We start from the raw sequence: 25,466 nt of genomic DNA, 5'->3' as shown, positions 1-25,466 counted from the left end.
GGTTCGTTTAGTGCTGCATGAACCCGAAGGAACCTTTCATCTTGTGACCATCATCACCCATGGTGGTCCAGTGCACGGTGTAGTTGTCCGGTTTCAGCATCGGCACAGGTACGCTGAACTGCTTGCCCGGCTCCATGACCGGCTTGAAGTCGATAGAAACCGGACGATTATCGGAACTGATCAGCTTGACGTTGACCAGGCGAACCGGCTTGCCGAAGTTTAGCTTCAGCTCACTGACCTGCTCCATCATCATCGCCCCGTCCATCGGATGGCTTTCCATCATATCGGTGTGTGCCAGGGCCGGTGCGGAAAGTGCAATCAGGCCGGCAGCCAACAGGGATTTGAACATACGCATCAGGGTGTTTCCTTTTCTTTAGTGTTATCGGATTGGGTCACCGGGAACGCTTCCGCCAGTGACTCGGGGGTCAGGGTGTGCAATGAACGCAAGCGCCATAAATAATAGACAGCAGGCAGCACCAGAAGGGTCAACACCACGGCGCTGACCATACCGCCCACCATCGGTGCGGCAATACGACTCATCACTTCCGAGCCGGTCCCGCTGCCGTATAGAATCGGCAGCAAACCGACGATGATCGCAGCAGCCGTCATCATGACCGGGCGTACCCTCAGACCGGCGCCGTGCAGCACCGCATGGCGCAGGGTTTCCTCCCGTGGCACTACCTGGTGCGTGGCACAGCGCTGCAGCATCTCTCGCCAGGCCTGATTCAGGTACACCAGCATGATCACGCCGATCTCGACGGCCACACCTGCCAGAGCAATAAAGCCCACGCCCACCGCGATCGAGAAATTGAAGCCCTGCAAGTACATCAGCCAGACACTGCCGACCATCGCCAGCGGCAGGGTGCCCATGATGATGGCCACTTCCGTCACATTGCGGAAGTTGAGGTAAAGCAGTACCACGATGATCGCCAGCGTCAGCGGGATTACGTAGGTCAGTTTTTCCTTGGCCCTGAGCATGTACTCATACTGCCCTGACCAATTGATCGAGTAACCCGCCGGCAGATCCAGCTCCTCGGCCACCACGTCCTGTGCTCTGGCCACATAGGTGCCCAGGTCGACGCCATCGATGTCGATGAAGGTCCAGCCGTTCAGGCGTGCGTTTTCACTCTTGATTCCGGGAGGACCATCCTCTATGTAAATGCGGGCTACATCACCCAGGGCGATACGCTGGCCTGCCGGGGTCACGATAGGCAACAGCGCCAACTGTTCCGGCGAGTCTCGGTACTCCTGTGGATAACGTACATTGACCGGGTAGCGCTCCAGCCCTTCAACAGTCTGGGAGACATTCATCCCGCCCACGGCGCTGGCTACGATCTGCTGTATATCGGCGATGTTAAGGCCGTAACGAGCCGCATCACCACGCTGAATATCAACCTTGATGTAGCGACCGCCGGCCACGCGTTCGGAATAGACCGACGCCGTGCCGGGAACATCCTTGAGGATGGTTTCCAGCTGCTGCCCGATCGCCTGAATCTGCGACAGTTCCGGCCCGGCAATCTTGATGCCCACCGGGGTCTTGATACCGGTCGCCAGCATGTCGATACGGGTCTTGATCGGCATGACCCAGGCGTTGGTAACCCCCGGCAGTTTGACCAGTGCATCCAGCTCCTGCTTGAGGCTTTCGGTGGTCACCCCTTCGCGCCACTGGTCACGCGGCTTGAGCTGAATAAAGGTCTCGATCATGGTCAGCGGTGCCGGATCAGTGGCCGACTCGGCACGCCCCACCTTGCCGAACACATTCTCCACCTCCGGCAGCGTTGCGATCAGCTTGTCAGTCTGCTGCAACACCTGCCGCGCCTGACCGATGGAGATGCCGGGATAGGTGGTGGGCATGTACATCAGGTCGCCTTCATCCAGGTTCGGGATGAACTCACTGCCGATCTTGTCCACCGGCCAGAAACCCAGCGCCAGCACCGCCAATGCCCCCAGGAGGGTGATTTTCGGATAGTGCAGCACGGCTTTCAGCGTTGGCATGTACACCGCCGTCAGCAGGCGGTTGATCGGGTTCTTGTGCTCCGGCAGCACCTTGCCGCGGATGAAGTAGCCCATCAGCACAGGGACCAAAGTAATCGCCAGCGCCGCAGCGGCGGCCATCGCATAGGTCTTGGTGAATGCCAGCGGCGAGAACATCCGTCCTTCCTGGGACTCCAGTGTAAAAACCGGTACGAAGCTGACGGTGATGATCAACAGGCTGAAGAACAGAGCCGGCCCCACCTCACTGGCGGATTCCGCCACCACCTTCCAGCGATTTTCAGGTGTCAGTGGCGTGCGCTCCATATGCTTGTGCATGTTCTCGATCATCACGATGGCGCCGTCGATCATCGCCCCGATGGCGATGGCGATCCCGCCCAGCGACATGATGTTGGCGTTGATGCCCTGCAGGTGCATGACCCCGAAGGCCGCCAGAATGCCGACCGGCAGGCTGACAATCGCCACCAGCGACGAGCGAATATGGAACAGGAACAGCATGCAGACCAGCGCCACCACCACGAACTCCTCCAGCAGCTTGTGCCAGAGGTTCTCGACAGCACGGCCAATCAGGCCGGAGCGGTCATACACGGTGACGATCTCCACCCCTTCCGGCAGGCCGGCTTTGAGCGATTGCAGCTTTTCCTTCACCCCTTCGATAGTTTGCTGGGCGTTTTCACCGAAGCGCATGACAACCACACCGCCGACCACTTCACCGTTACCGTTCAGCTCGGCGACGCCTCGACGCATCTGCGGCCCGATTCCGATCTCAGCTACATCCTTCAGCAACAATGGTGTGCCCTTGACGTTGACTCCGAGGGGGATGCTCTCAAGGTCTGCCACACCCTGGATGTAGCCGCTGGCGCGGACCATGTACTCCGCCTCGGCCAGTTCCACTACCGACGCCCCTACTTCCTGGTTGCCTCTGCGGATCGCATTCTGCACCTGGGCCAGCGGAATGTTCAGTGCTCTCAGCTTTTCAGGATTGACCTGAACCTGGTACTGCTTGACCATGCCGCCGATCGCCGCAACTTCGGAAACACCGGGTACGGTCTGCAGCTCATACTTGAGGAACCAGTCCTGCAACGAACGCAGCTCGCCAATATCATGCTGGCCGCTGGTGTCCTGCAGTGCATAGAGATACACCCAGCCGACACCGGTCGCATCTGGCCCCAGTTGGGGGCGGGCATTATCCGGCAACGAGGGCGCCACCTGCGACAGGTATTCCAGCACCCGGCTGCGTGCCCAGTAGATATCGGTATCCTCGTCGAAAATTACGTAGACGTAGGAATCACCGAAAAATGAGAAACCGCGGACAGTTTCGGCACCGGGGACCGACATCATAGCGGTAGTCAGCGGATAGGTGACCTGGTCCTCGACTACCTGCGGCGCCTGGCCGGGGTAGCTGGTCTTGATGATCACCTGGACATCGGACAGATCCGGTATCGCATCGACCGGGGTATTTTTCAGCGACCAGCCGCCCCATCCCAGCAGCAGCAGGGTCGCCAGCAGTACGAAGAAGCGATTGCCGACCGACCAGCGAATGACAGATTCGATCATTGTGTGCCCTCGCTGCTGCCGGAAGCGTTCTGGTCCATGGTGTGCATGCTGTGGTCCATGCCTTCCATCGCAGGCGAGTCCGCACTCCCTTCGCCCGGCTCGGTGATAAAGACATCAACAACCTCATAACCGCCGCCCTCGAGCTTGCTGACCTCTATCTGGCCTTTGGCACCAGGCGCCAGCTCCGCCATATCGACAAACTCTGAGACAGTGAAGTCCATGCGCATTTCAGGCCAGCCCCAGTCGAGAATGGCAGCATGACTGACGTTGATCTTGCCCTGCTCGGGCATCACCGCATTGACGGTAGCATCGACCCAGACACGGGTCGGCTTGGCCTTGGGCGTGTTGTCCCCCGCCTGACTGTCAGCCTCCGCGTCCGCCATGAACACGTCACTGATCTCATACCCGCCTGCATCGAGTTTATGCACCTCTATCTGTCCCTTGGCACCAGGCGCCAGCTCGGTCATATCGACAAACTCGGAGACAGAGAAGTCCATGCGCATCTCGGGCCAGCCCCAGTCGGGTATGGCGCCATGGTTGACGTTGACCTTGCCCTGCTCGGGCATGACCTCATTGACGGTGGCATCAACCCAGACGCGGGTCGGCCTGGCCTTGGGCGCGCTGCTGTCCGCCTGAGCGGTAGCGTTGCCGGCCTCGGCATCACCGTAGTACATGCGCTTGAAATCGGAGGTTTTGCTGGACTCCGAATCCAGCAGGAACTGGGCCGAGGTGACCACCTTCTCGCCTTCGCGCACGCCTTCGAGCACTTCGACCCTGTCCCCGTCACTGCGTCCGGTCCTGACATTCACGGACTTGAAACGGCCCTCGCCCAGCGCCAGCACCACCCGGTTGTCGCCACCACCTCGGATCACCGCCTCACGGGGTACACTGAGAATATTGCTCTCGGTATCGTTGTGGATCCGTACCTGCGCGAACATGTTGGGCTTGAGCAGGTGATCGCTATTGTCGAAGCGCATGCGCACCCTCAGGGTACGGGTGTCCGAATCCAGGGTCGGGTAGATGTAATCCACGCTGCCCTGCCACTCACGCCCCGGCAGATAGTCCAGCTCCATGCTCACCGGCAAACCGGGCTGGACCAGGCTGGCCTGACGCTCGAACACCTCCGCCTCGACCCAGACCTCATCAAGGCTGCCGATGGACATCAGCGTCATGCCCGGCTGTACAAACAGCCCCTCACGCAGGGTAAAGTCATCAACCACCCCGGTGATCGGGGCGTAAAAAGTGACGGTTTGCGAGACCTTGCGATCGCGCCGTAGCGTCTTGATCACCTCATCAGACACGTTCAGCGAACGCAGACGGGATTCCGCCGCCTGCGCCAGCCTGCTGTCACCACGGCTCAGCGCAAACAGCATTTCCTCCTGGGCGTTGACCAGCGCTGGCGAGTAGAGTTCGTACAGTGGCTGCCCCTGTTCGACCGGTTCACCCGCCGCCTGCACATGAATCCGCTCAACCCAGCCCTCCACCCGAGGATGCAGGTGCACGATTCGGTCCTGATCGTACTGTACATAGCCTACGGTGCTGACTTCGAAACTCAGAGCACTGTGCGCAACACTGGCGGTCCGGACACCCAGGTTATTGACCACTTCGGGTGATATCCGGATGGTCCCGGGACCCTCGTCAGGCCCCGCTGCGGCATCTTCCTCGTAGACCGGAATCAGGTCCATCCCCATCGGCGACTTGCCGGGCTTGTCACGGCGGTAATTGGGATCCATGGGCGCAACCCAGTACAGCGGTTCGGGCTCACCCGAGGCGGTCGAGCCGCTGCCAACAGCGGAGTTCGCCCCCGGATTCAGGACGTAAACAGCCCCACCGCCGATCACACCACCCAGGACAAGAACGCCCAGAAATTTAACAGCTCCATTCATGTTCACATCTCCTCCTGGCGTACCTGGGTCATCAGGTAATTAAGCTGGGCGACCTGCTTCTGCTGCTCGGCCATAATTTCGATTTCCGCCAGACGAGCATTCAATTCAGCGATTCGGGCTCTGACAACCTCGGCAAAATCTCCCACATCCCGGGTGTAGGCATTCAATGCTGCCTCGGCCGCCTGCGCGGTCTGCGGCAACAACTGTTTTCGATAGAGAGAAAGGCGTTCATTCAGCCGCTGCCAGGCCGCCATCGAGGTGTCGTGGGCAGCCAACAGTTGGCGCAGTTTGAGCAAACGCTCGGTGCGTACGACCTCTGCCCGAGAAGCGGCCGACGCCACTTCACCGTCCTGCCGGCGGGTGGAAAACAGTGGCAACTCCATGCTCACACCAAGACTGAACAGGTCCGCCCTGCCCTGCCCCATGGGATCATCGCCTCGAAAGCCGTAGCTGGCGCTGACGCCCCAGGCCGGCTTGTAGCTCTGCTCTGCAAGGCGAATATCGGTTTGGGCCACTTCGATCTGCTGATCGAACAGCACCACTGACGGATGTTGCAAGAATAAACGTGCACGACTGTCCTCACCATCCTCAGTTGGCAACTGCCGCTCCAACTTTAAAACCGGAGGCTGTGCAGCGATATCGACTGCGGCGACATCAACCAGTCCGGTAGAACGTTCACGGGTGGCGGCAAGCCATTCGGAAAGACGACCACGAAGGGTGTCGTACTGCAGATCAAGACGACTGATCTTGTCATCCAGTTGAGTCAGCTCGAGCTGGGCACGCACCACATCCTGCTGCTGTGTCTTACCCAGCCCGACCATGTAGCTGGAGGTCGCCACATCCTCGAGCTGCTTGAACAGCCGCCGGTTGCGGCGGATAAGCGCCAGACTTTCCTGCGCCCGCCAGGCCTCTATCCACAACTGGCTGACCTGCATTCGCACCTGGGCACGGCGTTCCTGGCGCATCAGGGGCTGCAGATGGGCTTCCTGACTGAAGCGCTGCTCCTTGAGCTCAAGCGTGTCGCCCCGTGGCAGCATCTGGGAGATTCCGAGCGCAAATTGCGTCATCCCTTCCTGACCGAAGTCAAAGCTGTCGGTCGGCATATTGGCCAGGGCAAGGCTGACTTTCGGGTCAGGCAACGCTCCCGCCGCATCGGCCATGGCGCGTTTGGCCGTTTCATTATGGTGGCTGGAACTCAGCCAGATATCGTTGGCCAGCGCCTGATCGACGGCCTGTTCCAGAGTAAGCTCGGCGGCATGGATGGCGCTGCTCAGCAACAGGCTGGCAGCCAGTCCCCAGCTCCGCAGGCGGGCCTTGTAATCTGTTGTCATAACATCCTCGTCTGAACGCATTCATGGGGCTGCCCGCAGGGGACAGAGACCATGGTCAATCGGTGAAACCGGCCTTGTCAGGCCGAGTATTCAGGATGGTTCAGACGTGACGGGGAGGTCGACCAGGGGGAATCAATACAATAGAAAGAAGGTGGTAGCCGCCGGAACTGAAGTGTTCGCGGGCGGTATAAGGCATGACGCCCAAGGGTTGGCTGACCAGTCCCTGTGAGGAGAAGCAGTGATCAGGCGAGCAGTCCGGCGTATTCTGGCAGGCGTTACCAGCAGGCGGGTCATCACCGGATAATCGTTCATGAACAGAACAGCCCGATGAGCTGACCGGCATGAGGTGCTCAGCATGCTCAGCCATCACCATAGGCTGACTGAAACCGGAATGGGATTCATCCATCGGCATGACCACCATTGGCATCACCTGATCCGCACGCGCCACCGCCGACAATAAAAATGCCGACAGATATAAAAACAGGGCTATGTAGGTACGAATGCGCACGAATCTTTCACCTGAAAGAGATTTTAGCCAATAAGCCCTTTTAATCTAAAACGTTGGGCGAGGTGACTCAAGTAAAAAACGGCTGGATTACACAGATGTAATTTTGCGGACAGTCGACTGCAGGCCGGCCTGAGAAGACGCCAAGCCAGATTAGTGTAGAAAATTCAGAGGCGGTAGAGGCATTCCCTCTGCCGCCTCCATGCATCAAAGCTTAGGCACTCAACTGCGCCCTCAGCACATGCTTCTGTAGTTTACCCGTCGAGGTTTTCGGCAATGCCGGGGTAAAAATCACCCGCTTCGGAATCTTGAACCCGGCCAGATGTTCACGACAATGCGCGATCACATCGTCCTCTGACAGGGCATCGACACCATTCTTGATGGTGATGAAAGCACAGGGAATTTCACCCCAGTACTCATCGGGAGCAGCCACGACAGCCGCTTCCAGTATTGCTGGATGGTTGTAGAGGGCACTTTCCACTTCCAGCGTGGAGATATTCTCCCCCCCGGAGATGATGATGTCCTTGGAACGATCCTTGATCTCGATATAGCCATCGGAATGCCAGACCCCCAGATCGCCGGTATGGAACCAGCCGCCGGCGAACGCCTTTTGGGTTTCGTCCGGGTTGTTCAGATAACCCTTCATCACCGAGTTGCCGCGCAGGAAGACTTCGCCGATGGTCTCGCCATCCTGTCGGACCGGCTGCAGCGTATGCGGGTCGGCCACCATCATGTCGGACATGGTCAACGAAGGGATACCCTGACGGGCCATCTTTTGCGCCTTCTCTTTCGGCTCCAGCTGGTGCCATTCATCCTGGAAGTCGCAGACCACACTGGGACCGTAGGTCTCGGTCAGGCCATAGAGGTGAACCACTTTGATGCCCATCTCTTCCATCGCCTCGATGGTCGCCGCCGGAGGCGCAGCACCACCGGTGGCGGCGGTCACCTGCTGCTCGAACGGCAGCTTCTGCTCTTCAGGCGCGTTGATCAGCATGTTCAGCACGATGGGCGCGGCACAGAAGTGGGTCACGCCATGCCGGGACAGAGCCTCGAAGATCGGCTTGGGATGCGGTTGACGCAGGCACACATGGGTACCGGCCACAGCCGTCACCGCCCAGGGGTAGCACCAGCCGTTGCAGTGGAACATCGGCAACGTCCACAGATAAACGGCACCATCCGGCAGGCCGAAGCCGATCACGTTACTCAGAGCACTGAGGAAGGCACCACGATGGTGATAGACCACACCCTTGGGATTGCCGGTGGTGCCGGAGGTGTAGTTCAGCGCGATCGATTGCCACTCCTGTCCCGGCAGTTCCCACTCAAAGTCGTCATCCCCGGTCGCCAGCAACGCATCGAAGGTCATGTCCCCGATCAGTTCGCCGCCGTCGAACAGCGGATCATCCACATCGATCACCTTAGGCTTGGCATCACAGCCGGCCAGCGCTTCTCGGGCACGGTCGCTGTATTCGCGGTCGGTGAAGAAGACGCTGGCCTTGCCGTGGTTGAGCATGAAGGTCATCGTTTTGGCATCGAGGCGAGTGTTCTGCGCATTCAGCACCGCGCCCAGCATGGGCACGGCGAAGTGCAGTTCCAGCATCTCGGGGATGTTGGGCAGCAGTGCCGCGACCGTATCGCCCTTTTTCACGCCCAGCTTGCGCAGCGCCGAAGCCAGCTTCAGGCAGCGCTGGTAGGTTTCCTGCCAGGTACGCTTGATATCGCCGTGGATCACCGCCGTCCGATTGGGGTGAGCGAGCGCAGCCCGCTTGATGAAAATCGTCGGAGTCAGCGCCGGGCTGTTGGCCTCGACAGGGTCCAGATCAAGCTCAAACATGTTTTCCATTTTCTTATCCTTATTATCAAGATCACGGTGTTTGCGAATGTGATGACGCGCCAGGTATCAGAGGGCGAAACCTCCCAGTTTGGTTTCCAGATACTCCTCGATGCCCTCTTCCGCGCCTTCACGCCCCAGCCCGCTGTTCTTCATGCCGCCAAAGGGCGCCGCTGCGCTGGTGGGGTTGATATCGTTGATGCCGATAATGCCGAACTCCAGGCCCTCGAACGCCTTGAACGCGGTGGACAGGTCGTTGCTGTAGACATAGGCCGCCAGCCCGTACTCGGTGTCGTTGGCCATGGCGAGCACATCGTCGTCATCGCCGTAGATCACCACCGGTGCTACCGGGCCGAAGGTCTCTTCGCGGTAGATCTTCATCTCCGGCGTCACACCGGCCAGCACCGTGGGGGCATAGAAGCAGCCGTCAGCCAGTTCACCGTCTGTCAGACGCTGACCACCGGTGTACAGGGTGGCGCCCTTGGCCAGCGCATCCTGCACTTGGGCTTCGACCTTCTGCAGCGCCGCCTCGTTGATCAGTGGCCCGATGCTGTTGCCCGCCTCAAAGCCGCTGCCGGCCTTCAGACGACAAACCCGTGCGGTCAGCTCGGCCAGGAAGGCTTCGGCATGATCCCTGTGGACGAAGATGCGGTTCGGGCTGATGCAGGCCTGACCGGTGTTGAGGAACTTGACCAGCGACAGCCCCTTGGCCGCATGGACCGGGTCGGCATCCGGGAAAACAATCGCCGGCGCATGACCACCCAGCTCCATCGACACCCGCTTCATATGGGCCGCCGCCTGAGCATTGAGTTTTTTGCCGACGGCGGTGGAGCCGGTGAAAGTCAGCTTCCTGATGCGCGGATCGGTACAGAAGGCCTCACCGACCGGCGCGGGATCACGGCTGGTGATCACGTTGATCACACCGGCCGGGAAACCGGCTTCCTCGAACACTTCCGCCATCGCTTTGGCGCACAGCGGTGTGTGCTCCGCCGGCTTGAGCACCAGTGTGCAACCGGCGGCCAGTGCCGGCGCCAGCTTGCGGGTGATCATCGAGATAGGGTAGTTCCACGGGGTGATCGCGCCGACTACGCCAACCGGCACCTTCTGGGTGATGAAGCGCTGGTTGTCGCGCGCCGACGGGATCGTCTGGCCATTGATGCGCTTGGCCTCCTCGGCGAACCAGAGCAGGAAATCGGCGCCGTACTGCACCTCGTTCAGTGACGCCTTGAGCGGCTTGCCCTGCTCCCGCGTCATCAGCTCGGCCAGTTCCTGCTTGCGGCTGAGCATGATCTCCCAGGCGCGATACAGCAGACCTGAGCGTTCATAGGCAGTGGTCTGTTTCCAGCTCTTCAGCGCTTCGCTGGCGGCCGCGATGGCGGCCTCGATATCCTCGGCCGTGCAATCGGGTACTTCGCCGATCACTTCGCCGCTGGCGGGGTTGGTGACCGGGAAATGGCTCCGCTCGGTCAGCCAGTGTCCATTGATATACATAGTGTCTCCGAAAAACTACTGCGCAACTCACAGGCTGCGTTGCGCGGTGCTCGGAATCCTCATGTATCACAAATACACTGCGGTTCCTGCGCGCCGTGCGCCTTGCCTCTGAGCTGCTCGTTACGTTTTTATAGGCCGTTATGACTTCTTCAAAGCGCCGTTTCCGGCAGCGCCATAATGGAATCATCTCCGGCCTGAACCGAGGCCAGATAACCGGCACAGCGCGGCAGGATATGGTCGACAAAGAACTGGGCGCTGACCTGCTTGCCCTGCAGGAACTCCCCTTCATTTTCACTGGCAGCCAGCAGGACCGATTTCACCATCAACCAGGCAGCCGTGACGGTGGAGGTCAGCATCAGGAAATTGAACGCCACCGAGCCGACAAAATGCTCGTTGGCGCTGCTGTCCAGCACCAGCTGCAGTGCCTCTTCCAGCTGCTGTAGCGATTGCCCGAAAGCCTCGATACGGCATCCATCCAGTGCCGCAGCAGTGCGTGCCTCCTCAGCCGTAGCGCGCATCTCGGCCAGCAGTTCCTGCAGCGCCAGCCCGCGATCACGAATGGTCTTGCGACCGATCAGATCCAGCGCCTGGATGCCGTTGGTGCCTTCGTAGATCGGCAGGATGCGGGCATCACGGTAGAGCTGGGCAACGCCGGTTTCTTCGATAAAGCCCATGCCGCCATGACACTGCACCGCCAGCGAGGTGACCTCCTGGGCGATCTCCGTGCACCAGCCTTTCACCAGCGGTGTCAGCAGGTCGGCACGACGCTTGAAGTAGGCCCGGCGTTCAGCATCGAGCTGCGCATGCTTGGCATAATCGACCGCCACGCAGCCAGAATAGGCCAGACCACGGCCCGCCTCGGTCAACGCCTTCATGGTCATCATCATGCGGCGCACATCGGGATGGCGCACAATCGGGGACGGCTCACGCTCGCCCGGTGCGGTGCCCTGAATGCGTTCGGCAACATAGCTGCGAGCCATCTGCAGCGCACGTTCGGAGACCGCCACCCCCTGCAGGCCAACGGTCAGGCGGGCGTTGTTCATCATGGTGAACATGCAGGCCAGCCCCTGGTTCTCCTGGCCCACCAGGTAACCGAGGGCGCCGCCGTTCTCGCCATAGCTCATCACGCAGGTCGGGCTGGCGTGGATCCCCATCTTGTGTTCCAGCGACAGGGCATAACAGTCGTTGCGCTCGCCGGGACTGCCATCGGCATCGGGGATGAACTTGGGCACGGCAAACAGGGAGATCCCCTTGACGCCCGCCGGGGCGTCCGGCAGTCGGGCCAGTACGAGATGGACGATGTTCTCGGCCATATCGTGCTCACCCCAGGTAATAAAGATCTTCTGGCCGGTGATGCGGTAGTGGTCGCCGTCAGGACGTGCCTGAGTACGGATGGTCGCCAGATCCGAGCCGGACTGGGGCTCGGTCAAATTCATGGTGCCGGTCCACTCGCCGCTGATCATCTTCGGCAGCAGCAACTGTTTCAGTGTTTCGTCGGCATTTTCACTGAGCGCCTCGGTGGCGCCCTGAGACAGCAGCGGACAGAGCCCCCAGGCCATATTGGCGGCGTGGATCATCTCCTGCACCGGAATGGCCAACGAGAATGGCAGCGCCTGCCCCCCCAGCTCGGCTTCAAACTGCAGGCCGGCCCAGCCCCCTTCAATGTACTGCCGGTAGGCCTGTTTGAAGCCGTCCGGGGTCTGGACGCAACGGTCCTCGCCCAGACGCACACCGGTTTCGTCACCGCTTCGGTTCAGCGGTGCGATCTCGTTGCCGGCGAACTTGGCCGCTTCCTCGAGGATCGCTGCCACCACATCGGGGGAAGCATCCTCGTAGTTGCAGGCCTTGGCCATCTCGTCGAACCCGGCCAGGTTGCGCAGGGCGAATTCCATCTCGCGGGTGGGTGCTCTGTACTCGCTCATGCTGTCTTGTCCCCTTAATCCATGTACTGGCCGCCGTTCACCGACAGGTTGGTGCCGGTGACGAAGCCCGCATCATCGGCGGTCAGGAAGGCCACGGCACGGGCAATCTCTTCCGGCTGCCCCAGACGCCCCACCGGGATACCGGCCACGATGCTTTCCAGCACCTTCTCCGGTACCTGGCGCACCATCTTGGTGTCGATGTAACCCGGGGAGACCGCATTGACGGTCACGCCCTTGCGCGCGCCTTCCAGTGCGATCGACTTGGTGAAACCGTAGATACCGGCCTTGGTGGCGGCATAGTTGCACTGGCCAAACTGACCCTTTTCACCGTTCAGCGAGGAGATGTTGACGATGCGACCGAAACCGCGCTCGCACATGCCCTCGAACACCTGGCGGCTCATGTTGAACATGGAGTTCAGGTTCACCTCGATCACCCGGTTCCACTGTCCGACTTCCATCTTCTTCAGCGGCGCATCGCTGGTGATACCGGCGTTGTTGACCAGAATATCGATGGGGCCATGCTCGGCTTCAACCTGCTGCACGAACGCTTGGCAACCGTCGTAATCCGCCACGTCCAGCGGGTACAGCTCGACCGGATAGCCCAGGCTCTGCATCGTCTGCTGCCAGTCCTGCGCCTCTGCCGTCGCCTGCGCGTTGGGCAGATGGGTACCGATCACCTTGCGGCCTTGATCCACCAGCGCCTGGCACATGGACGTTCCCAAACCACCCGAGGCACCGGTTACCACTGCGATACGATTGGTCATGATGTTCTCCTTCTTATTGTTAATGGCTTACTTCTGTAATTTCTTGATGGCGGAGGACTGCGAAACCACGCCCTCCGAGGTGTACTGTTCACTGCGCTGCTCGATCTTCGGCAGTTCATAGAGGTAGTTCACCATCAGGCCGGCGGACTGTTTCAACCCCTTCTGAGACACATCCCCCATCCAGTTCAACCGCGCCACCTGGGCACCGTTGCTCAGGTGGAAGTGGGCCACGGGATCCAGCGCACGCTTGCCCTTCTTGCTCTGACAGAGATAGGCCGCGGCCAGCTTGGTCAGCGCCTCCTGACGGGTTTCCATCGCTTCGTTTGCCTCAATCACCGACACCACTCGCGGCGCCGGCAGACTCAGCCACTGCTCGCCGCCAGGCAGTTCACACAGCGTGGCCGGCGGGCAGTTCTCCAGCCACTTGGCAAACCCAGGGATTGGTGACAGGGTGGCAAACTGCTTCAGCTGCGGGAATTCGCCACTCAGCTTCTTAACCACCTCCTTGATCAGGAAGTTGCCGAAGCTGATGCCGGCCAGGCCGGGCTGGGCGTTGGAGATGGAGTAAAAGATCGCGGTATCGGCGCTATCGATATCCTGCGTCGGCGCCTGCTCATCCAGCAGCTTCTGGACGCTGCCTGCCAGGCCGTTGACCAGCGCCACTTCGACGAAGATCAGCGGTTCTTCCGGCATGTTCGGGTGGATGAAAGCGAAGCAGCGGCGGTCGGAATCGAGCCGGTTCTTCAGATCGCTCCAGCTCTGGATCTCATGGACCGCCTCATAGGCGATCAGCTTTTCCAGCAACGCCGCACTGGAGTTCCAGCTGAGTTCCTCCAGCTGCAGCAGGCCCACATCAAACCAGGTCGCCAGCAACTCCTTCAGGTCCGCTTCCAGTGATTCCAGCGTGCTGTACTCCTTCTTCAGGCTCAGCAGCTCCTCGCGCATATCGACCAGGAACTTCACCCCGGACGGCACGCCGGTGAACTGTTTCAGCAGCCGGTTATGGGCTGGTTCCAGTGCTTTGCGCAAATGATGCGCCTTGCGCGCCCGGTCGCCATTCTGCGCGTTCTGCCAGCCATTGATCGCCTGTTCCACGCCGGCGTCATCAATGCCGTATTCCTCGGCCAGCATGCCCAGAAAACGGACCTTGCCGGTGTGCGACAGCTTCAGGTACATCCGCCCCAGCATCGCCGCCCGGTTACGCGCTTCCACCTGCCCGGCATGGGCATCCAGGCAGTTGTCGACCCACTCCCGTACGCGGGCCAGATCGGTCTCCGGCAGCTCGGCATCCAGGTTCATGATGTCAGGCGCTGCCCGGCGGCCTGCGACCGCTTCAAACCCGTAGGGAACGAGTTTCTTGAAGGCTCTTTCGAACAAGTTGGCTGTCTGAGTCGGCATAACGGAGTCCTCTCCCGAAGCGTGCTTGTTGTCATTGTTTGAACCGAGGCTAGCAGAGCATCTTTCAAAAACCAAGTAAAAACCCTTGGCTATTTGAATAAATACCACTAACCTTAAGATCCAAAGTATCGAATCACGAAATAAAAACAGGAATAAAAACATGCAGGATTCTATGCAGGCACTACACGGCTACTACCTGGAAGATCTGGAAGTCGGCATGCAGGCGAGCTACGCCAAGACCATCACCGATGCGGACGTCGTCCTCTTTGCCGGCATCAGCGGCGACGACAACCCGGTGCACATCAACGCCGAATACGCCAAGACCACCATGTTCGAACAGCGCATCGTGCACGGCATGTTCAGCGCCGCACTGATCTCGGCCGTACTGGGCACACGCCTGCCGGGGCCGGGCGCCATCTATGTCGACCAGCAGCTCAAGTTCAAGGCACCTGTGCATATCGGTGATACAGTGGTCGCCACCGCGACCGTGGTGGAAATCAACACAGAACGCCGTCGCGTCAAGCTTGAAACCATCTGCCGCGTGGGCGACAAGGTGGTAGCCGAAGGCGTAGCCACCAACATGGTTGACCGCCGCCCGGCCTGATCCCTCTACAAGCGCAAGGAGTGAATGAACATGCTGTTGGATAAGAACAAGTCCGTACTGGTCGTGATCGATGTGCAGGCCAAGCTGCTGCCGGGCGTCCACGAACAGGAGCGGCTCGTGGACAACTGCAAGTGGCTGACCCGACTGGCCCAGCTGATGGAAGTGCCGGTGATCGGCTCCGAACAGTACCCACAGGGCCTGGGGCACACCGAAGAGAGCCTGCGGGAACTGGTCGGTGCCGACAAACTGTTCGGCAAGGCCCACTTCGCCTGCATCGACGACCCCGAATTTGGTAACGCCTTCCGCGAGCTGGACCGCAAGCAGGCAATCCTCTGCGGCATGGAATCCCAGGCCTGTGTGATGCAGTCCGCCCTGCGTCTGCTGGAAGAGGGCTACGAGGTGTTCGTCGTCGCCGACTCCATCTCGGCCCGCAACCCGTTCGACACCGAAATCGCCCTGCGCCGCATGGAGAAGGAAGGGGTCAAACTGATTACCCGTGAAATGGTCGGCTTCGAGTGGATGCGCCGCTCCGATGTGGCCCAGTTCAAGGCCTTCAGCATGGAGTTCCTGCGCTGATCGATGACGCCAAACGCCCCGGTCTTCTGCCGCCGGGGCAAAGCCCCCTCCCCATGCCGCTGGCCTGTGTTGTATCCTGCCTGACACACCCAGAGCCCGGAACGCCGATGAAACCCCTGACGCCCGAACAAGGCCGCTCCGCGCTGAGCGACGATGCCGAGCGCAACCGCCTGCTGGCCGAGATGGCCGAGCAGTCCACCGACATGATCTCGCGCCATACCCCCGATGACTGGCGCTTCATCTACGCCTCCCCCGCCGTGACCCACCTGTTGGGCTTCACCGTGGAGGAGATCGTCGGCATGTCGGCGTACGACCTTTACCACCCGGACGACGTTCAGGATTTTCAGGACCGCGCTCCCAGTGTCACTTATGACCGCGGCCTGTATACCCACACCTACCGCTTCCGTTGCAAGGATGGCCACTACACCTGGCTGGAGAGCACCAGCCGCACCATACGCGATCCAGAGACCCACGAGATCAAGGAGATCCTGGTGGTGTCCCGCGATGCCTCGCATCGGATCAAGGCCGATCGAGCCAACCGGAGACTAGCACGGGTGCTGGAAAGCACCCAGGATCTGGTGATCTTCGCCGACCTGGACCTGCAGATCGCCCACCTTAACGAAGCCGCGCGCCACTGCCTGCAGTTGGAACACACCGACTACACTCGACTGTCGCTGCAACAGGTGATGGCTCAGAAAGGCTTCCAAATCCTGCTGGCCGATGGCCTGCCCACCGCCAAGGCAAAAGGCAGCTGGCGCGGCGAGCTTAACCTGCAAACCCGGGACGGCGGCCTGATCCCGGTGATGCTGGAGCTGCTGGTACACCGCTCGCTGCATGGCGATATCGAATACCTGTCGCTGGTGGCCCGCAACCTGAGCGAGAAAAAAGCCGCCGAGGCGCAGATGAAGCAGTACCAGGCCGAGATCGACCACGCCAGCCGCCTGATCACCATGGGCGAACTGGCTTCCAGCCTCGCCCACGAACTCAACCAGCCGCTGCTGGCGATGGTCAGCTTCCTGCGCGGCATTGAGCGCCGCTTCGCCAGCACCGAATCGCTGACCTGGCAGGATATCGAAACACCCATCACCCGCAGCATCAGCACCGCGCTGCGTGCCGGCGAGATTGTCCACCGGATGATGGACTTCACTCGCAAACAGGAACCCCGCGTCACCGAACTGGATATCGCCAGCCTGGTCAACGGCATCTGCGAATTCTGCGAGTCCACTGCCGAGCGGCATAACGTCAGAATTATCTGCCAACTGGCGGATAACCTGCCCGCCGTCCGCGGCGACCAGATCCAGCTTGAACAGGTGTTGCTGAATCTGCTGGTCAACGCGCTGGAAGCCTCGGATACCGGCCCCGAACATGAGCTCAAGACCGTCCACGTCCGGGTGCAGCCTCAGGCCGGCAACCAACTGCTGATCACCGTGGAAGATGAAGGCCCCGGCATCCGCGAGCAGGACCTGCCGCACATTTTCGAGCGCTTCTACTCCACCAAGGGCACCGGCCTGGGCATGGGACTGGCCATCAGCCGCTCTTTGGTGGAGAATCTGGGCGGCGAGTTATGGGCGGAAAACCTGCCACAATCGGGCAGCCGCTTCTCATTCACCGTGAACACAGTTAACTGAAGACGCATGACCTCCGATCAAGACGCTCAAAAGGTATTCGTCATCGACGATGACGCCGATGTCCGTGACTCCCTGAAATGGCTGCTGGAGTCCGTCGGACTGACCGTGGACACCTTCGAGAATGCGCTGGACTTCATCGACCGTTACCCGGGCGACGCCAGCGGCTGCATCGTGATGGACGTGCGCATGCCAGGTCTGAGCGGCATCAACGCGCAGAAGAAACTCGCCGAGCTGGCGATCGACCTGCCGGTGATCATGATCTCCGCCCACGGCAATGTGGACATGGCCGTTACTGCCCTGACTCAAGGCGCGCTCACCTTCATCGAGAAGCCATTCGACGACCAGGTACTGATCGATCATGTGCACAATGCGATGGAAAAGGACCGCATACGCATGGCGCGCAAAAGCGCCCAGTCCCGCATGCAAGGCTGCTATGACAGCCTGACCCGCCGCGAGAAACAGGTGATGGGCCTGATCGTCAAAGGCCTGTCCAATCAGGAAGCGGCCGACGAGCTGGGCATCAACCGCAAGACCGTGGAAGGCCACCGCGCCCACATGATGACCAAGATGAAGGTCGACTCACTGGCCGAACTGGTCCAGATCGCCATTGCGCTGGGTCTGGTGGAGACGGTGGAAGAGTAAAACGAATACCCAAAAGGGGCAGCGCTTTCACTGCCCCTTTTGCTGGACTTCCTGCCTGCGGATCAGCGCGCCGTAAAACCACCATCCACAGTGACTTCCGAACCGGTCATGAAACGCGAAGCGTCTGATGCCAGGAAGGCAATTACATCACCCAGCTCATCCGGCTGGCCGAACCGCCCCATGGGGGTCTGCCCCACTGTTCTCGCCACATAGGGCTCGATGATTTCGGCCGGTGTCACGGCAGCCGCGCCCATCACCATCGGCGTTTCAATGAACCCCGGATGGATGGAGTTGACGCGCACGCCGCTGTTGCGGCTCGCACAGTCCAGCGCAACCGCCTTGGTCATGGTCCGTACCGCGCCCTTGGAAGCCGAGTAGGCCACCGTGAGCTGGTCGGCGACGATGCCGAAGATGGAACTCACGTTGATGACCGAACCGCCACCGCTGCGCTCCATCAGCGGAATGGCGTATTTGCACCCCAGGAAGACGCCGTTAACGTTAATCGCCATCACCCGGTTGAAGGTCTCAAGAGAGGTCGATTCCAGCGTCCCCCCCTCGCCAATGCCCGCGTTGTTGACCAGCACATCCAGGCGGCCCTGCTCACGCTCAACCGTCTCGATGGCCGAGCGCCAGGTCTCTTCACTGCTCACATCCAGCTGCACCGCGGATGCTGACAACTGCTGCGAGCGAAACGTTTCCACCGCTGCATTAGCGGCCTCGGCCTGAATATCGGCCAGTACCACATGATGCCCGGCCCGGGCCAGGGCATCTGCGGCGGCCAGACCAATCCCCGACGCGCCGCCGGTGATCAAGGCTACTTTCTGACTCATCTGAATCTCCTCGTTATCTGCTCGGTGTCATCCCAGGGCCATGCCGCCATCGACGCTCAGGCCGACACCGGTAATAAACGCGGCCTCATCGGAGCACAGGTAGGCTGCGGCCTTGGCCACGTCGGCCGGAGTACCCGTGCGCTTGAGCGGGGTGCGGCCGATCACATATTCCTGCAGCGCCTGCGCATCGGGGAACACGCCCATCTCCAGCAGATCCTGTCCCAGCTTGTCCTGCATGCCCGTGGCGATGATGCCCGGATACAGGCAGTTGACGCGCACCTCGGCACCCAGGGCGCCCGCCTCCACGGCTGCCACCTTGGTCAGCTTGTCGACCGCCGACTTGGTTGCACCATAGGGGCCAAAGCCAGGACTGGAGATCACATGCGACATGGACGACAGGTTGAGGATCGCCCCGCCCTTGCCGCCATTGGCCACACTCATCCACTTCAGACCATGCTTGATGCCGAGAAACACGCCCGCCACATTCACGTCCATCAGTTTGCGGAAATCGTCCAGCTCACATTCGGTGATAAAGGAGGTGACCTCGATCCCCGCGTTGTTGATCAGAATATCGGCCTTGCCGAACGTCGCCTCGCACTGGTCGAACACCGCCGGCCAGCCGGCTTCATCACTCACGTCGTGGCGCATGAAGGCTGCGTTGGCACCGATCTCGGCCGCGGTTGCCTCACCGGCTTCAGCGGCCACATCGGTCAGGAAAACCCTGGCACCGCGGCGCTCGAAGTCCCGCGCCATCTCGGCACCGATGCCGTTGGCGGCACCGGTGATGATGGCAATCTTGCCGTCCAGATTAATCGACATCGCTGAAACCCGCCTTGGCCTTGGGCTTGATGTAGCGCGGTACCGGACGCCCCTGCGCCTTGCAGCACTCGATGATCACTTCCTCGATCCAGCCCGCATCCATCACGTTGACGAACTCGCCTTCCTCGGTGAAGTTAACGTTGGAGCCCTGTACCACCATGAAACCATCGGCCGGTTCGGTCGCATCATCCGGCACCATGAAGGTATGGATGGAGCCGCCCGGCTCGTACAGGTAGCTGTTCGCTTTCAGTACATCATCGGGATATTCCACGTAGTTCCAGACACCACTGAGCTGATAGAAATGTACGGTGCCGGTGTGGAAATGCATCGGCAGGCGAGTACCCGGCTGGAACTGAACACGCAGAATCCAGTAGCCCTGTTCAGAGTCGAGGAACAGCGGCCATACCTTCAGGCCCGGGAGAGCGGCACTGACATCAACCGGTTCGATGTCATCGGTATGGACGCAGAGCAGACGGTGCTGTTTGTTGATCGCAGTTGGCAGAGTCATGGTAGTACCTCGTTATTTTTATGGTTGGTGACTGACTGTGTTTGATCACTCTACGACCACTACCGGCTCAATTCTTGATCTTTCACGAATCAAATTTTATAAATTACGAAAAATAAAAAGATCAGGACTGCCATGTATCTGGCCAAAAGCTACAGCATCATCGGCTACCAGCGGCTGGTAACCGAGCTGGGACAAAACCCCGTCAGCCTGATGCGCTCGGTGGGATTTGTGCCCGCCCAGTTCAACGGCGCCGACCTCTTCGTCTCCTACAGCAAGCTGGCGGAACTGCTCGAACGCACCGCCCTGCAATGCCAACAGCCCCTGTTCGGCCTGCTGCTGGCGCAGCACCAGCCGCTGGAATCCCTTGGCCCCCTGCCCCTGTTTGCCGCCCAGTCACACACCATCGGCGATGCCCTGAGCAAGGTCAGCAGTGCGCTCTATCTGCAGGCCTCCGGCGTTCATGTCCGACAGATATCCACAGGTGACACCACCCAGGTGGTGTTTGATTTTGATATCTCCACGCCCCTCGGCATCACCCAACTGAAGCTGCTCAGCCTGGGCCACCTGTGCAACTTTGTCGCCGAGATTACGGGGCTATCCCGCTATGACTTCGAGATCTCGGTCTCGGCCCCCGCGCCCTATCAGCAGGACTGCCGCCCGAGTGACTACAAACAGATCCGCTTCGATCAGCCCTTCTGCGGTATCACCCTGAGCACGCGGCTGCTGACCCAGCAAAACCGCCAGTACCCGTCAGCCATTTCAAGCTCGATCAAACGCCACGTCGAATTCCTGCGCGAGCAGTTCCCCACCAGCCTGGAAGAACAGGTACGCCAGGTCGCCAGCGCCCTGCTCGCCAGCGGCGACTGCAGCCTGGAACTGGTCGCCGCCTCACTGGACCTGCACCCACGCATGCTGCAACTCAAGCTCAAGGAACAGGGCGTCAGTTACACACAGATCATGCGCGAGATCCGCCAGACAATTGCGGAAGACCATCTGCGCCGAAAAAGCATGAGCGTCACAGACCTGGCCCTGAACCTCGGCTACGCCGATGCCTCGGTCTTCAGCACCAAGTTCAAACAATGGACGGGGTTGTCGCCGAAGCAGTGGCAGAAGAAAGTTGGAAAAACCTGACCCGATGGAGAACACGGGTGATGGGCATGATCGTCAAAGGACTATACAAGCTGGATAGCCACCGAAGAACGGGGCATCAATCGCAAGCCCGTGGCAGGACGAACGCACACATGATGACCAAATTGAAGATCGACTTCCAGGCCAAACGGTTCCAGCTCGCCACTGCGCTGGAACCGTTGGAACCGTTGGAACCGTTGGAACCGTTGGAACCGTTGGAAGAGTAAGCCGGTGTTATGACGGTATTCACCACTCTTCCACTTAGGATTAACCAGAATCAGGTCATCGGTTCAGTCAGTCTCTCTTTCAGAGGCATCTCTGCACCAGTAGCCATTGGTTCAAGTTGAGCCCCATTTGAAGCCCTCTTAATCTGCGGAGACTTCCTCGCTGAAGGCTTGAACAGGAAAAAGGCCAAAGCGGGTAGCACTAACAGGGCGCCTACCATGTTCCAGACAAACATGAAGGTCAGCAATAGCCCCATATCGGCCTGAAACTTTATCGGTGAAAATGTCCAAGTGGCAACACCAACACCGAGTGTCACACCGGTAAAAGCGACAGCTCTGCCGGTCGTTTTAAGTGTTTCAATATAGGCTCGATGAACATCGTAGCCCCTATCAAGCCACTCTTTCATCTTGCTATAGATATAGATGCCATAATCGATACCAATACCAACGCCGACCGCGATAACCGGCAGTGTGGCGACTTTTATGCCAATTCCCATTTTTGTCATGAGGGCTTCGCACAATACGGACGTAATATACAACGGCACAACGATGCATATGGCAGCACGGATACTGCGAAATGTTGCGATACATACGAATATGACCGTGATGTAAACAACCCAAGTCGTCAGCAAATGAGCACGCTCAACCTCATGGTTGGTGGCGGCTTCAATACCTGCGTTACCTGCCGCTAACAGGAACTTGACGCCCTCGAGCTCAACGCTCTGATTAAACGTATTGACCACCTCGACCACTCGCTCCAACGTCTCCGCTTTATGGTCAGTCAAGTACACTTTGATCGGGCTGAAGTTGCATTCGATGGTAGTCCATTCGGGCTGTGCTCTCGTTGCGGTATAACCGAGGAACTGGTCACTACGTGACAGTGCCTTCCATTTCAGAGCCCCTTCACTCATGCCGGCATGAAAGTTTTTGGTGAAATCCGCGATCGATTGCGTCGACTGAACCCCTGGAGTGTTTTTCAACCGCCATTGCAACCGGTCAATCTCTACCAGCGTACGGTAATCAGTGCACTTGTCATTCGCACTTTCAACCATGACCACAAACAGGTCGCTACTGGTTGAATAGTGCTCAATGATATAGGCGTTATCGGTGTTGTAACGCGAGTCCGATCGTAACTCGGGAGCACCCGGGTCCAGGTCACCGATCTTGAGATCCATCCTCACGTAAGAGGCACCGGCAAACAGGATGGCTGTCGCCGCCAATACAGCACTTGCATAAGGGCGCTTGGTCACCAGAGCAACTCTCGACCAGAGTGCGCTCGTTTCTTCCTTTTCAATTCGTTCCAGCTTTTTGACGGCTTTGCGACTGACCCCGGTATAGCTCATCAGCACCGGGAGCAAACACAGGTCACACAGGGCCACAACCGCCACACCGATGGTTGCACCAACTGCTATATCCTGGATCACCCCGATGGCGATAATAAATAGCAGGGCAAATCCCACACCGTCGGTAAACAATGCCGACAGGCCGGGGAGATAAACCTCACGATAGGCCTGCCGAACGGCCGTGACCTTGTCATGCCCCGCCATTAATTTGTGCACGACTGTATTGAACATCTGGATACCGTGACTGACACCAAGGGCGAACATCAAAAACGGTACCAGCATTGAGTAGGGGTTAAGCCCAAAGCCCAGCGCATGCAAGATGCCCATCTGCAAAATTACCGCGATGATCGACGATACTGCACGTGACAGGGTACTGCGCCAGCAACGTGAGTTGACCCACAGCAGCCCCAGCAGAATAGTAAACGCAATGAGGAAAAACAGGCCGACACGTGTAGCACCGTCAATCAGGTCGCCGACGAGTTTGGCAAACCCGGTGATATGTATCTTGATATGATCGTTTTGAAATTTATCACGAATCTGCTCTTCGAGCTCTTGGCTAAACTCGTGATAATCAAGCGGCTTTTTAGCCTCAGTGTCGTACTCTATCAATGGCACCACTAGCGTAGTGGACTTGAAGTCATTGGCGACCATCGATCCGACAAGGCCTGCGGTTTCAATATTCTTCCTGAGTTGCTGCAATGATTCGGCAGTACCATCGAAGTCACTCGGCATCACCGTATCACCTGCAAACCCCTCTTCTGTGACCTCCTTGTAACGTACAGCTGACGCCCAGAGAGAGAGCATATTCTGGCGATCGACACCGTGCATAAAGAAGGTGGCATCGTGAATTTTGCGTAAGGTTTCTATGTATTCCTTGTTAAAAATATCGTCATCTGTGGTTTCGACGACAATACGGACCGTATTACTCAGTCCTTTGAGCTTATCACTATGCTTTAAATAGGCTTGAACATATTCGTGATAGACCGGAATCATTCGCTCGAAGCTAGCCACCGGGCGCAACTGCATCACGTGGTAGCCAAAATAAACGGTTAATAGGGTAAATATGAGCAGTACGAGTGGTCGATTGCCAAATACCATGCGTTCGACCAACGGTGCTTTATTCTCAGGAGGTGTCAGGCTTTGATTCTGGTTCATTGTTATCTCACCTCGAAAGAAAGGTTCTGGTCGCCATGGGCCATTACACCTCTAGTACCGACGGTGATAATGGAACCCTGGGGGGCTATCAAAAAGGAGGAAATAGCGCCTTCGACAAACCGGGGAAGCGCACTAAAGCCCGTACTTGTCTCATTCGAGAGCAGTAATTGCGGTGCATATTGCGAAACGACAAAGCGGCCGTCATCAAGGACGACTCCTTTCGACAGGTTTGCGGTTGTTGAGGTATCGACTGTGGACCAGGAGTCACCGTTATCGTCAGAGATAAATGCATTGCCACGCAGCCCCAACAGCAACACACGGCTCCCCTGAATAACAACATCGAAATAGGAGCCTTCATAGGGAGACTCAACTGTCCCCCAGGTGTGTCCGCCATCGACGGAACGCTGAATATGCCCCGACTCACCGACGATAAAGACAGTATTCCCACTGGCATCAATGGCGTTGTAGTGGCGCGCCTCAGCGTTGCTGAGTGACGCCGCCGGGCTATACCAGCTCTGGCCACCATCATCGGTGCGCACAATCAGGCCGAATGCCCCCACCGCAATACCCTCCAAGGCATTACGAAACCACACATCGATAAAGGGACGAACCGGGCCTTCTTCCACAAACGATATGGAGTCATCGAGCATGAACTCGAAGTTTTCCAGCTCCTCCTGCAGTCGCCCAGAGTCAGCTTCAGCCGCAGACTCAAGCTCGGCAGCCTTTTCATCCACTGCCGTCGAAAACGCATCGACCATAAGCTGATGTGCTTGATGCCCATCAAGCTGTTTGCTCCAGGACAAGCCGCCATCTCGACTCACGAGGATGACACCCTGATGCCCGACGGCCCACCCCGTGGCACCTTCTCCCGGGAAAGTGACTGCGGTGAGCATAACGCGCACTGGGACATCCGACTGCTGCCAGGTCTTTCCGTTATCTTCAGAGTACACAATATGCCCCCGCTCCCCCACTGCAACGATTCTGCTTTTGGAGAGTGCTACATCCAGCAATAGCGATTGCGAAGCTAAAGGCACTTGGATCGCCGGAAAACTTAGCGGGTCTTCAAAAGCACTGGCTTCCATACTGCAAAGAAGAGCAAGCAAAACTACCTTTTTAAGTCTATAAAGAATTTTTAATTTCCGAATATATTTCTTATTTATTGGAGACACTAACTCTTGGAACAACATAGGAACCTCTGACTAACAATTTCTTTTTATTATCGACCAATGGAACAGATGTTATTTTCAATAACTCCACTGGGATTGCATCAATATAATTAGAGGATATTTGCAGTTGCATTAGTATTGAAACATGGATGAAAAATTATGAATAAGT

General features: G+C 58.7%; 21 protein-coding genes and 1 other RNA gene. 6 read left to right on the top strand and 16 right to left on the bottom strand.

Translation table 11 applies throughout. From position 1 onward, the window contains the following. Nucleotides 1–7: 7 nt before the first annotated feature. From ABD013_RS08825 to ABD013_RS08795, 7 genes are all read right to left on the bottom strand, one after another. Complete coding sequence (locus tag ABD013_RS08825) at nucleotides 8–355, bottom strand: copper resistance CopC family protein (RefSeq protein WP_343804952.1); 348 nt, start codon at nucleotides 353–355, stop codon at nucleotides 8–10. After that, nucleotides 355–3,549 carry an efflux RND transporter permease subunit gene (locus ABD013_RS08820; protein WP_343804950.1) on the bottom strand — a complete coding sequence of 1,065 codons (3,195 nt, stop codon included), beginning with the start codon at nucleotides 3,547–3,549 and terminating at the stop codon, nucleotides 355–357. Before ABD013_RS08820 ends, ABD013_RS08825 begins: the two co-directional genes overlap by 1 nt. Continuing rightward, entirely contained in the window at nucleotides 3,546–5,435 is a 1,890-nt protein-coding gene (locus tag ABD013_RS08815; protein WP_343804949.1) for an efflux RND transporter periplasmic adaptor subunit, read from the bottom strand. The genes ABD013_RS08820 and ABD013_RS08815 overlap by 4 nt, the downstream gene beginning before the upstream one ends. 2 nt (nucleotides 5,436–5,437) lie before the next feature. Next, entirely contained in the window at nucleotides 5,438–6,766 is a 1,329-nt protein-coding gene (locus tag ABD013_RS08810; protein WP_343804947.1) for a TolC family protein, read from the bottom strand. 100 nt (nucleotides 6,767–6,866) lie between these two features. Then, nucleotides 6,867–7,274, bottom strand: coding sequence for a hypothetical protein (locus tag ABD013_RS08805; RefSeq protein WP_343804945.1), 408 nt, complete (start codon nucleotides 7,272–7,274; stop codon nucleotides 6,867–6,869). Between the two features lie 211 nt (nucleotides 7,275–7,485). Then, on the bottom strand, nucleotides 7,486–9,111 hold the full coding sequence (locus ABD013_RS08800) for an acyl-CoA synthetase (protein ID WP_343804943.1): 1,626 nt from the start codon (nucleotides 9,109–9,111) through the stop codon (nucleotides 7,486–7,488). Between the two features lie 57 nt (nucleotides 9,112–9,168). Further along, entirely contained in the window at nucleotides 9,169–10,590 is a 1,422-nt protein-coding gene (locus tag ABD013_RS08795; protein ID WP_343804942.1) for an NAD-dependent succinate-semialdehyde dehydrogenase, read from the bottom strand. Nucleotides 10,591–10,651: 61 nt separating this feature from the next. Here ABD013_RS08795 and ABD013_RS08790 point away from each other — a divergent pair. Then, a non-coding RNA gene (locus ABD013_RS08790) (sX9 sRNA) lies at nucleotides 10,652–10,726 on the top strand. A gap of 13 nt (nucleotides 10,727–10,739) precedes the next feature. Here ABD013_RS08790 and ABD013_RS08785 read toward each other — a convergent pair. Genes ABD013_RS08785 through ABD013_RS08775 form a run of 3 tightly spaced genes read right to left on the bottom strand, consistent with a single transcriptional unit; the run spans nucleotide 10,740 to nucleotide 14,674 of the window. Next, nucleotides 10,740–12,512 carry an acyl-CoA dehydrogenase gene (locus ABD013_RS08785; RefSeq protein WP_343804940.1) on the bottom strand — a complete coding sequence of 591 codons (1,773 nt, stop codon included), beginning with the start codon at nucleotides 12,510–12,512 and terminating at the stop codon, nucleotides 10,740–10,742. 14 nt (nucleotides 12,513–12,526) lie between these two features. After that, nucleotides 12,527–13,276 (bottom strand): acetoacetyl-CoA reductase, encoded by a 750-nt coding sequence (gene phbB, locus ABD013_RS08780; protein ID WP_343804938.1) that lies wholly within the window; start codon nucleotides 13,274–13,276, stop codon nucleotides 12,527–12,529. 27 nt (nucleotides 13,277–13,303) lie between these two features. Next, the gene (locus ABD013_RS08775) at nucleotides 13,304–14,674 is read right to left on the bottom strand and encodes a malonyl-CoA decarboxylase (RefSeq protein ID WP_343804937.1); all 1,371 of its coding nucleotides are present in this window, start codon (nucleotides 14,672–14,674) and stop codon (nucleotides 13,304–13,306) included. A 172-nt stretch (nucleotides 14,675–14,846) separates the two neighbouring features. Here ABD013_RS08775 and ABD013_RS08770 point away from each other — a divergent pair, with 172 nt between their 5' ends. From ABD013_RS08770 to ABD013_RS08755, 4 genes are all read left to right on the top strand, one after another. Continuing rightward, nucleotides 14,847–15,278, top strand: a complete 432-nt coding sequence (locus ABD013_RS08770; protein WP_343805785.1) for a MaoC family dehydratase — start codon at nucleotides 14,847–14,849, stop codon at nucleotides 15,276–15,278. Nucleotides 15,279–15,308: 30 nt separating this feature from the next. Continuing rightward, nucleotides 15,309–15,854: a hydrolase gene (locus tag ABD013_RS08765; RefSeq protein ID WP_343804935.1), complete on the top strand. Its 546-nt coding sequence runs from the start codon at nucleotides 15,309–15,311 to the stop codon at nucleotides 15,852–15,854. A 107-nt stretch (nucleotides 15,855–15,961) separates the two neighbouring features. Then, the gene (locus ABD013_RS08760; RefSeq protein ID WP_343804933.1) at nucleotides 15,962–17,482 is read left to right on the top strand and encodes an ATP-binding protein; all 1,521 of its coding nucleotides are present in this window, start codon (nucleotides 15,962–15,964) and stop codon (nucleotides 17,480–17,482) included. Between the two features lie 6 nt (nucleotides 17,483–17,488). Further along, nucleotides 17,489–18,124: a response regulator transcription factor gene (locus ABD013_RS08755; protein ID WP_343804931.1), complete on the top strand. Its 636-nt coding sequence runs from the start codon at nucleotides 17,489–17,491 to the stop codon at nucleotides 18,122–18,124. Nucleotides 18,125–18,186: 62 nt separating this feature from the next. Here ABD013_RS08755 and ABD013_RS08750 read toward each other — a convergent pair whose 3' ends face one another. From ABD013_RS08750 to ABD013_RS08740, 3 genes are read right to left on the bottom strand one after another with little or no spacing between them, the layout of a single operon-like run. Beyond that, entirely contained in the window at nucleotides 18,187–18,954 is a 768-nt protein-coding gene (locus ABD013_RS08750) for an SDR family NAD(P)-dependent oxidoreductase (RefSeq protein WP_343804929.1), read from the bottom strand. A 27-nt stretch (nucleotides 18,955–18,981) separates the two neighbouring features. Then, nucleotides 18,982–19,773 carry an SDR family NAD(P)-dependent oxidoreductase gene (locus ABD013_RS08745; RefSeq protein WP_343804927.1) on the bottom strand — a complete coding sequence of 264 codons (792 nt, stop codon included), beginning with the start codon at nucleotides 19,771–19,773 and terminating at the stop codon, nucleotides 18,982–18,984. After that, a complete protein-coding gene (locus ABD013_RS08740) occupies nucleotides 19,763–20,281 on the bottom strand; it encodes a 2,4'-dihydroxyacetophenone dioxygenase family protein (RefSeq protein ID WP_343804925.1) in 519 nt (172 codons plus the stop codon). Before ABD013_RS08740 ends, ABD013_RS08745 begins: the two co-directional genes overlap by 11 nt. A 132-nt stretch (nucleotides 20,282–20,413) precedes the next feature. Here ABD013_RS08740 and ABD013_RS08735 point away from each other — a divergent pair, with 132 nt between their 5' ends. Beyond that, on the top strand, nucleotides 20,414–21,412 hold the full coding sequence (locus ABD013_RS08735) for a helix-turn-helix domain-containing protein (RefSeq protein ID WP_343804923.1): 999 nt from the start codon (nucleotides 20,414–20,416) through the stop codon (nucleotides 21,410–21,412). A 76-nt stretch (nucleotides 21,413–21,488) separates the two neighbouring features. Here the strand turns inward: ABD013_RS08735 and ABD013_RS08730 are convergent, their stop codons facing one another. Genes ABD013_RS08730 through ABD013_RS08720 form a run of 3 tightly spaced genes read right to left on the bottom strand, consistent with a single transcriptional unit; the run spans nucleotide 21,489 to nucleotide 25,318 of the window. Then, nucleotides 21,489–21,659 (bottom strand): hypothetical protein, encoded by a 171-nt coding sequence (locus tag ABD013_RS08730; protein ID WP_343804922.1) that lies wholly within the window; start codon nucleotides 21,657–21,659, stop codon nucleotides 21,489–21,491. Nucleotides 21,660–21,686: 27 nt separating this feature from the next. Then, a complete protein-coding gene (locus ABD013_RS08725; protein WP_343804921.1) occupies nucleotides 21,687–24,131 on the bottom strand; it encodes an efflux RND transporter permease subunit in 2,445 nt (814 codons plus the stop codon). Nucleotides 24,132–24,133: 2 nt separating this feature from the next. Next, on the bottom strand, nucleotides 24,134–25,318 hold the full coding sequence (locus ABD013_RS08720) for a WD40/YVTN/BNR-like repeat-containing protein (RefSeq protein ID WP_343804919.1): 1,185 nt from the start codon (nucleotides 25,316–25,318) through the stop codon (nucleotides 24,134–24,136). Nucleotides 25,319–25,466 lie beyond the last annotated feature (148 nt).

Origin of the sequence: Marinobacterium maritimum, assembly GCF_039523155.1 — a bacterium.
GTDB lineage: Bacteria > Pseudomonadota > Gammaproteobacteria > Pseudomonadales > Balneatricaceae > Marinobacterium > Marinobacterium maritimum.
This window is presented reverse-complemented; position numbering and strand designations above follow the sequence as displayed.